At 67.3% G+C, this 214-nt stretch carries 1 pseudogene; it reads left to right on the forward strand.

Annotation, left to right across the window (positions count from 1 at the left end):
* Positions 1-214, forward strand: a pseudogene (locus GTY56_RS28735) (MinD/ParA family protein); the annotation flags it as partial.

Raw genomic sequence — 214 nt, forward strand, 5'->3', positions numbered from 1 at the left:
TCACCGACTCCGGTACCGGTCTGCTGTACTCCGCCATGCGCGGCGTGCTGGACCTCGCCGACCAGCTGATCATCATCTCCACGCCGTCCGTCGACGGTGCGAGCAGCGCCAGCACCACCCTGGACTGGCTCTCCGCGCACGGGTACGCGGACCTCGTGTCCCGCTCCCTCACCGTCATCTCCGGTGTGCGCGAGACCGGCAAGATGATCAAGGT

This window comes from Streptomyces sp. SID5643 (assembly GCF_009872555.1).
GTDB classification, from domain to species: Bacteria; Actinomycetota; Actinomycetes; order Streptomycetales; family Streptomycetaceae; genus Streptomyces; species Streptomyces iakyrus.